We start from the raw sequence: 3412 nt of genomic DNA, 5'->3' as shown, positions 1-3412 counted from the left end.
GAACTCGTCTACGACTTCCTCCACCGCATCCAGGACTGGCCCGAACGCCTCCCGCACATCGACGCCGTCGACGTCCGGCAGGACGCCCCCGGCGTGCAGATCACCGCCGTCGACACCAGCGCCGCCCCCGACGGACTCACCCGTACCACCCGCGGGGTCCGCCTGTGCTTCCCCGCCGCCGCCCGCATCGTCTACAAGGAACTCCTCACCCCCGCACCGATCGCCGCCCACACCGGCGAATGGTCCCTGACCCCCGACGGGGACGGCGTACGGGTCGTCTGCGCCCAACAGGTCCTGCTCCACGACCCCCACACCCCCCACAACCGGCAGGACCGGCAGGACCGGTGGGATCCGGGAGCCGCGGGCGGCCTCGCCGAGACCCGCCGCCAGGTACGGACCCGGCTGGGACACGCGAGCACCCGGACGCTGCACCTGGCCGGCTGGCGGGCCCGGACCGCCGTGCGCCGCCTGCGATGAGCACGCGAAGGAGAGCGCCGATGGCACCGGCCCACCCCGCCGCACACGCCCCCGCCCCGCCGCTGTACCTCCAGGGCCCCGAGGGTGTGGAGGGCCCCTGGGACGAGGCGGGGGACCGGCTGGAGGACACCGGCCGCGCGGTCGTCTGCACCACCTGGGGACAGTGGCTGACCGCCGTCCTGCTCGACCCGGGCCTGCGCCCGCTGCTCGGGGACGACTGGCCGCGCTTTCGCCGGACCCCGGCCGCAGCCGGCCGCATCCGCTTCGCCGTCTCGCGCTACGTCATGAAGTACGCCGCCGCCACCGCCCTCGACCTGCCCGTGCACACCGTGGAACTGGGCGTCGGGCCGGACGGGCACCCCGTGCTGCGCGGGCCCGGCACGGGCGTGGAGATCGCCCTGGCACACACCGGCGAGCTGATCGTGGTCGGCGTCAGCCGCACCGGACGCCTACGCCTCCACGCCCAGCCCGCCGACCTCGACCCCCACCGCCTCCTGCCGCGCGGCCACCTGCCCGCGCAGGAGGCCGCCGCCCTCGACGCGCTCCCCGCCACCGAACGCCGCACGCACCTGCTGCGCCTGCTGACCCTGCCGACGGTCCCGACCCCGACCGCCCACCTCGTCCAGGACCGCTACCTGGTCGGCGAGGCGCACCGACCGCGCCCCCGCCCCTGACCGCCCCCGACCCCCGGCCCCCGACCCCCGGGCTCCCCGTCCGGCTCCGGTCCGGCGGTGGCGGGAGCGCTCTCAGGCGGCGAACAGGTCGAAGGTGGAGGTGTGCCGCGGTCCGGCGATCACATCGAGCTGCGGGTCGACGGCCAGCATGGCCTGGTGCAGGCGCTGCAGTTGCGGCGAGGGCTCCACGCCGAGGTCCTCGATCAGACGGGCCCGCAGCCTGCGGTACACGTCCAGGGCGGTCGCCTGCCGCCCCGACCGGTACAGCGCCACCATGACCTGCGAGTGGAGTCCCTCGTGCTGGGGGTGGCGGGCGGTCAGGTCGGTGAGCTCGGCGATCAGTTCGGAGTGCCGGCCCAGCCTCAGGTCGGCGTCGATCCGCCGCTCCACCGTCACCAGACGGCTCTCCTCCAGCCGCAGCACCTCGATGTCGAGGATCGGGCCGACCCGTACGTCGACCAGCGCGGGGCCCCGCCACAGCTGGAGCGCGGCCCGCAGGCGGTCGGCGGAGGTACGGTCGTCGCCCTGCTCGAAGGCGCTGTGGCCCTCGCGGGAGAGGCGTTCGTAGTCGTGCACGTCGACGCTCTCCTCGGGCACCTGGAGCAGGTAGCCGCCGTGCCGGGTGGCCAGGACGTCCTTGGCGCCGCCCGGGGCGTCGGGGCCCATCGCGGTGCCCAGGCGCCGGCGTAATTGCAGGATGTACGTCTGCAGGGTGGTCAGCGCGCTCTGCGGCGGCTGGGTCCCCCAGATCTCCTCCATGAGGGTGGGCACGGGTATCACGCGCCCGGGATACAGCGAGAGCAGCGACAGGACCTGTCTCGGCTTTCCCGCGGACGGAACGATGGATCCCCCGTTGACCTCGGCACTCAACGGACCCAGAACCTGAATCCTCACGGTCTCCCCTCCGTAACTCGTCGAGTTCCCCGGCGATTTTCTGCCACCGGTGGCGGAGGTACTGCCCCCGTGTCGCGCACGCTAGCCGCGGTGGATGTTTTCCATCCCTTTCCTCCAGCGGCTTTCGAGCCGTCTTCGGTTACGGCCAGTCGATCGCGGAGCGGGCCGGGCCGGCGGCCGCACCCGGCGCCACGGGCCAGTCGATCGGGCCGGCCTGGGCCGGGACCACGGGCCAGTCGATCGGGTCGGCCTGGGCGGCCGCGCCCGCGCCGAGCACGGCGGCGCAGACCAGAGCGGCGGTGGCGGCGACGCGGGCGATGTTCCTCATGATGACTCCTCCATGGCAATTGTTTGATTCTTCTTGGCAACTCTTCTGCCAAGAAGCTTGGCAATGCCCGCTCGGGACTCGCTCGGACATCACTCGAGACACGGTGGAGAGCCCCACAAAAACCATGATGACCTGCACGGAAAACCACGATCAACAGCCCGGCAGGACATCGCCGTTCATGGCCCGCCGGGAACGCGGGGAGAAACTCGAGCCTCGCCGGAGCGCCCGCATTCCTGCATTGCCAAAACTGCCAACCGCTGGGCAATGTATTGCCAAGCCTATTGGCAATGCCTGTTGAGCGAGGGCCGTGGACAACCGGCGGCCCCACGGCGGGGGGAGGCCCCTGAAATGAACACGCCGACGCAATCCGGGGAACGAACGGCCCACCTGAACACCGCCGGCACCGGCCGGATGCCCGACGCCGTGCACGCCGTACTCGCCCGGGCCACGGCCCTGGAGGACCGCTACGGGCCGGCCGCACTGCGCGGCAGCCCCCCCGGCGCACCGCACCGCCGCGTCCACGCACGCCTCGCCGACCTGCTCGGCGTCCCCGCCGGCCGCACCGTCCTGACCACCGGCGCGGCACAGGCCTTCGAGGCGTTCACGCGCACCACCGTCCTTCGCCCGAGCGACCGGATCTGGACCACACCCCACGAGGGCGTCGCCCACCTGCACGCCCTGCACGCCCTGCGCGAGCGCACCCGCTGCCGGCTGGAGGTCGTCCCGCTGCGCCCGGACGGGGACCTCGACCTGGACTGGATGCGCACCCACCTCGACGAGGACGTCGCCCTGGTCTCCGTCGTCCACCTCTCCGCGGCCTGCGGAACCGTCAACCCCGTCGAGGAGATCGGCCGGCTGCTGGCCCCCCACCGCGCCCAGTACACGCTCGACGCCTCCCACTCGGTGGGCCTGCTGCCCGTCGACGCCCGGCGCATCGGCTGCCGGCTGCTCACCGCGGACGGCTGGCGGTTCCTGCGCGGCCCGCAGGACATCGGATTCGCCTACCTCGCCCCCCACCCCCACGACGACCCGCCGGGCG

5 protein-coding genes are annotated in these 3412 nt (G+C 73.3%); 3 read left to right on the top strand and 2 right to left on the bottom strand.

Going from position 1 to position 3412, the window contains the following annotated elements:
* Positions 1 to 477, top strand: a 477-nt coding sequence (locus ACFWVD_RS28115) for an SRPBCC family protein (protein WP_379247862.1), incomplete at its 5' end; no start/stop codon positions are given.
* 20 nt (positions 478 to 497) lie between these two features.
* The gene (locus ACFWVD_RS28110) at positions 498 to 1151 is read left to right on the top strand and encodes a hypothetical protein (protein ID WP_379247860.1); all 654 of its coding nucleotides are present in this window, start codon (positions 498 to 500) and stop codon (positions 1149 to 1151) included.
* A 72-nt stretch (positions 1152 to 1223) separates the two neighbouring features.
* Here the strand turns inward: ACFWVD_RS28110 and ACFWVD_RS28105 are convergent, their stop codons facing one another.
* Both ACFWVD_RS28105 and ACFWVD_RS28100 read right to left on the bottom strand, forming a co-directional pair.
* A complete protein-coding gene (locus tag ACFWVD_RS28105; RefSeq protein WP_030390795.1) occupies positions 1224 to 2045 on the bottom strand; it encodes an AfsR/SARP family transcriptional regulator in 822 nt (273 codons plus the stop codon).
* A gap of 139 nt (positions 2046 to 2184) precedes the next feature.
* Positions 2185 to 2373, bottom strand: a complete 189-nt coding sequence (locus tag ACFWVD_RS28100) for a hypothetical protein (protein ID WP_081521172.1) — start codon at positions 2371 to 2373, stop codon at positions 2185 to 2187.
* Positions 2374 to 2721: 348 nt separating this feature from the next.
* Here ACFWVD_RS28100 and ACFWVD_RS28095 point away from each other — a divergent pair.
* Positions 2722 to 3412: aminotransferase class V-fold PLP-dependent enzyme (locus ACFWVD_RS28095; RefSeq protein ID WP_379247858.1), on the top strand; the 691-nt coding region annotated here is incomplete at its 3' end.

The organism is Nocardia sp. NPDC058666 (assembly GCF_042714895.1).
GTDB lineage: Bacteria > Actinomycetota > Actinomycetes > Mycobacteriales > Mycobacteriaceae > Nocardia.
Note: the sequence above shows the minus strand (reverse complement) of the source record. Positions and strands in the feature narration are given on the sequence as shown.

Bases quoted from the DNA above. Each gene is read 5' to 3' on its own strand.
- ACFWVD_RS28110 (WP_379247860.1), top strand. From the start codon at position 498: ATGGCACCGGCCCACCCCGCCGCACACGCCCCCGCCCCGCCGCTGTAC.
- ACFWVD_RS28100 (WP_081521172.1), bottom strand. From the start codon at position 2,373: ATGAGGAACATCGCCCGCGTCGCCGCCACCGCCGCTCTGGTCTGCGCC.